Origin of the sequence: uncultured Veillonella sp. (assembly GCF_915069625.1) — a bacterium.
In the GTDB taxonomy this organism is placed as follows: Bacteria; Bacillota; Negativicutes; order Veillonellales; family Veillonellaceae; genus Veillonella.
In genome coordinates this window covers 1-4684 of sequence record NZ_CAJZFD010000162.1, presented here as the reverse complement: position 1 = coordinate 4684, position 4684 = coordinate 1, and the positions used below count along the sequence as shown (strand labels likewise).

4 protein-coding genes are annotated in these 4684 nt (G+C 33.9%); all 4 read right to left on the bottom strand.

Features of this window, described 5'->3' with window-relative positions:
* Positions 1 to 571, bottom strand: a 571-nt coding sequence (locus tag QZ548_RS08070; protein WP_295869568.1) for an MFS transporter, incomplete at its 3' end; no start/stop codon positions are given.
* Between the two features lie 205 nt (positions 572 to 776).
* Positions 777 to 2684: a DUF262 domain-containing protein gene (locus tag QZ548_RS08065; protein ID WP_295869566.1), complete on the bottom strand. Its 1908-nt coding sequence runs from the start codon at positions 2682 to 2684 to the stop codon at positions 777 to 779.
* Positions 2685 to 3089: 405 nt separating this feature from the next.
* A complete protein-coding gene (locus tag QZ548_RS08060) occupies positions 3090 to 4268 on the bottom strand; it encodes a M20 family metallopeptidase (RefSeq protein ID WP_119209377.1) in 1179 nt (392 codons plus the stop codon).
* Between the two features lie 95 nt (positions 4269 to 4363).
* Entirely contained in the window at positions 4364 to 4546 is a 183-nt protein-coding gene (locus QZ548_RS08055; RefSeq protein WP_005385822.1) for a hypothetical protein, read from the bottom strand.
* Between the last annotated feature and the right edge of the window lie 138 nt (positions 4547 to 4684).

Below are 4684 nucleotides of genomic sequence, written 5' to 3'. Positions count from 1 at the left end.
TACCAAAGGTTAACATAAATTGGCTAACCACAACCATGGCAATGAATAATACGATGAGAAGTCCCCAAATACTAGCATTAACAGGTAAAGATAATATTTTTAAAAGCACGAGCAAAACGCCAGCACCGGCAAAACCGCCTAAACTCCATCCACCGTGATAAGCCCCCATTAAGTGCTTTTTACTCACCTTCTCTGTTAGAATGGCTTGTAAATTGGCAGACGCACCACTGAGGCCGACACCAATACCAAAGAAGAACAAAGCGGCTGTAGTCGTAGCAATTGTAGAGCACATCGTAACAATAGCAAGAGATAACATGCCAATAAAGCTAGCTAATAAAACGACTTTCTTGCATCCAAAGTTCTCTACTAGCTTACCAGCTATGGCCATGGACAAACAAGAACCTACACCGAGCACTAAAATCATGGACCCCAATACATCTTCACCGATGCTAAGCTTTGCTTTTAAATATGGTACAAAGCCAGCCCATAAGGCTGTATACATACCTGGGATAAAGAATCCCCCAAAGGCACCACGAATATTTGCTGTTGAAATAGAAACTTGATCGTTCATTACATCCTTTCTGGCTTCTAGAACCGTCCGGCGAAGAAAGGCCCTTTTTATCCGCAACGCACTAAAACTTGTGCCTTAGCAGGAAACCATTTTAATTACATATGATTTATTATTGGAATATAATAAACCCCTTTACGAAAAAAGTAAAGGGGTTTATTTAGTAAAACGAAAAAAAATAAATATTTGAAACTAACTAGTCTAATTCTTATAGAGAACTAAAATTCTTGAGTAATACATCAACAAGTCTTCCAAAGCGTGCTTTTATAAAATCCATATATAACTGTCTCAAATCATCTGATGATTTTTGTTTTTTCCCTATCCACTCTAAATCACTTTTTGTAGTAAAAGAGTATTTTGCCTCGATTTCTTCCAATTTTATATTTGATTTACTTCTATAAGAAGTATCATTATATATAGTCTTATCTTTTTTACTACGATTAGAATACTCGGGCAAAATGCATAGATTACCAATAGAACTAATTGGTAATCTTAAGTCTCCATCAAATCTTTCTAACTTTTGCTTAATTATACTCTGAGGAACTAGATGTTCTATATCATAATATTCATCATTTAAATGTTCATTTGCTGTTAATATTGGTAAATAGATTGCTGCTAAAATTAGTCGCTCCGCTTCCTTAGGTCTTGCTACCTTTTTATACTCTGAACGCTCTTCATTTAAAGCATCAAACCAAACCCATAGATTATTAGTAAAGTCATCTTTAGTGATTTGTCGTTTTGCATAATAGTCAGGTGTAATTAAAATTTGATCTAATTTTTTATCACCTGTACCACTCCATCGCTTCTGCAAAATATCTACTATATATATCTTAGCAATATTCTTTTTTAATAATTTATCTAAATTATTTTTCCAATCTTTCTTATTATTTTCGAAGTCATAAGATATAGACTCTACTTTATCCTTATCAAGATTTCTTATTATAGTTGCATGTTTCATTAAAAATACAGAAGAAATAATTGAAACAATCTGTAGCTCAGAATGTAGCGGGGTCGGAACAGATCTATTATTTAATTTAAAAGCACTAAATTTACCAATGAGTTTATCAACATAATTAATTGACTCAATAAGTTTCAAAAGAAATATATTTACATCATAACCAGCTAAACGATCTCGTAACTGCCTTCCTAAAGTTTTGATTTCGCTATATTTTAAACCTAAACAAGTAGCTAATAAAGTAAAACCAATGCTATTAATCTCATTTACACCTTTAGAATCACCAAACAAATGCGGCCATTTTTTAGATAAAAACTTACCTAAACCATAAGCAATTTCAAATGCATTTAATGACATTCTATTAATAAAAGTTGTAGACTCATAATCATCAAGTACTATACCTTTATCAATCATATCATCATATCTACTACGGTTATACTCTACTAGATCTTTTAATTTAGTACTAATATTATAAGATTCTTCAATCCATGTAGCAGCATATATTTGATATTTCGAAAGCTTAGACCCCTGAGAATTAATGCGCTCAAAGAGCAAGGGTAATGCATCGCTATCACCTTCAATAACTATAGCAGGCACTTGTGTTGAACTTATACTTGTACAAATTTCTTGAAAGTTCTTCATCATTGGCTCTATAATTTCACCAATCTCAAACTCTTTTCCTTTTAAAGTTGGATACAATGGAGATAATTTTTGACCAAACTTAGCAAACTGCATACCTTCAATTTGCTTTAATGTTTTATGCCCACTTCTTACCCAATCAAAAAGATCTTTCTTTATCTGTTCTTTAAAGGCTTGTTCATCTGTAGTTATATTAGCTAGTTTATAAATTCTATCAATCCCACTATCTAATATATCATCTTCGTTAAAGTATAATGCAGGATTTTTGACAAAATCAATAATTGTAGTACTTCTTTGTAATCCATCAATAATCTGATAAGTGTTATTTTTTTCATTACCATTAAGATATAGTAATAAGGAGCCAAAAGGTAGACCTTTCTTTATTGTATCAATTAATGTATCTTTTTGAGACTGAGTCCATACTACCCCTCTTTGATAACGAGGAATTGTAAATATCTTTTTTTCAATATTTTCATTAATTTTTTCAGCCGAAAACGTTTCTAATTTCCAAGTATTATTCATCCTATTCACCTAAAATCACTATACTTATTGATTAAAACTAGAGTATATTTGCTGCTAAAAACAACTGACTATATTCCTATTTTAACATAAAACACCATTACTCTTCATCTTTTTCTCATTTTTTCTTGTTTTAAGGATTATAATTAGATTCATATACGTTTTTATCGACATCAATTATCACATATTTTATAGACTCATAAAATATTATCAGGACAAATTTACAAATCCATTTATATTTATATTACAATGATGCTTAGTTTAAACTGTAATATAATAAAAAAATCATTTAGACCAAATGTGTAACTTATTTTACTCTATAACCAAATAGGTATAGGTAATCTTTTTTAACTTAATTATAGAGATATAATCCCCCATCAAAATATAAGTAAATGAAAGAAAATATAGCTATCTATGTTCTTTCAACCATGCAATAGCATATTCAGCATACACCGCTGATGCGGCAGATAGTACGGTATCATCCATATTAAATCTATTATTATGATGATCGTAGGTAGCCTCTATTTCAGGATTTTGAATACCAATAAAAGCAAAGCATCCTGGTTTATCTTGTAAATACCATGCAAAATCTTCCCCTGGCATTACTTTACGCATTTTAGAAAGCTTATCTTTACCTAATGTATCAATAACGACACGTTCCGCTAGTTCACTAGATGCAGGATCATTAATAGTAGGCGGTACTTTTTTTACATATTCTAATGTCGCAGTTGCCCCATAGGCTTCAGCCGTATGTTCTACTACGCGGCGTATGGATTCTACATAATACTCTTCTTGGTCTGGATCAAAGAATCGAATGGTGCCCCCCATTTTAGCTTCACCAGGGATAACATTCCATTCAGATCCAGAGTGAATATTACCAATAGTGAGTACAAGAGAATCTAAGGCACTCACATTACGAGACACTACGGTTTGCAAGTTCATAACGATAGCACTAGCCACTACAATGGCATCAATCGCCTGATGTGGCTGTGCCCCATGGCCTTGTTTACCTTTTACATTAATAGTAATCTGGCTACTTGCAGCCATACGAGGGCCTTCCTCTACGGAGATGAGGCCTGCTGGTAAGTCAATCCACACATGGCCACCAAAGATAGCATCGATTTTATCATACCAGTCACCAAATTTAACGAAATCCGGTGCACCTGCACCCGTTTCTTCGGCAGGTTGGAATGCTAAATACACATCACCTTCGATGCGGTCTTTCATAGACATTAACATCTTAGCAGCGCCTAGCAAGATAGCCATATGACCATCATGACCACAAGCGTGCATTTTGCCTTCAGTTTCAGATTTGTAGTCTACTGTATTATGTTCATGAACAGGTAAAGCATCGATATCAGCACGCAACGCTATAGCCTTACCAGGTTTATCGCCATGGATGATACCAACCAAGCCGATGCCACGCTCTGTATCCACATGAACCTCTACGCCCATAGATTCCAATTCTTTAGCGAGAGTCTTTGTTGTTTCAAACTCTTCATTACTCAGCTCTGGATGTTTATGGAAATATCTACGCCAATCTTGAACGTAGCCTTTATATTGTTCAATTAAATCGCGACTATGCATGGTATCGCCTCCTTGCAAAATCCCTTAATAAAGGGGAATAACGGGGTAAAAGTAAAAGAAAACGACAGGCGGCGCCATGTCGTTTTCTTAATTGCTTATCGGTTGCGTAATACTGCTTGTACCGCTAAGGATACAACCGCTGTTGCAACTGCCACAGCAGCTGTAATTTTTGCTGTTGTGAAAAGTTCTTCTTTTGTAGGTTTTGCTTTTGTAGCAATATCTAATGTTTTTGCTACTGCAGGAACCAATACTTCGTTACGTAAGGATTCTGTATTCATATTTACTCCTCCAATATAGACTATTTCTTCTAGGTTATCACGAATAGAATATAAAGTCTACATATTCATCGGATTTTATCTATATATTTATCAATTATTCATACAAAACGAATGAATCTATCAATCTATGACTATTTG

Coding starts and splice junctions, on each gene's coding strand:
- QZ548_RS08055 (WP_005385822.1), bottom strand. CDS start 4,546: ATGAATACAGAATCCTTACGTAACGAAGTATTGGTTCCTGCAGTAGCA.
- QZ548_RS08060 (WP_119209377.1), bottom strand. CDS start 4,268: ATGCATAGTCGCGATTTAATTGAACAATATAAAGGCTACGTTCAAGAT.
- QZ548_RS08065 (WP_295869566.1), bottom strand. CDS start 2,684: ATGAATAATACTTGGAAATTAGAAACGTTTTCGGCTGAAAAAATTAAT.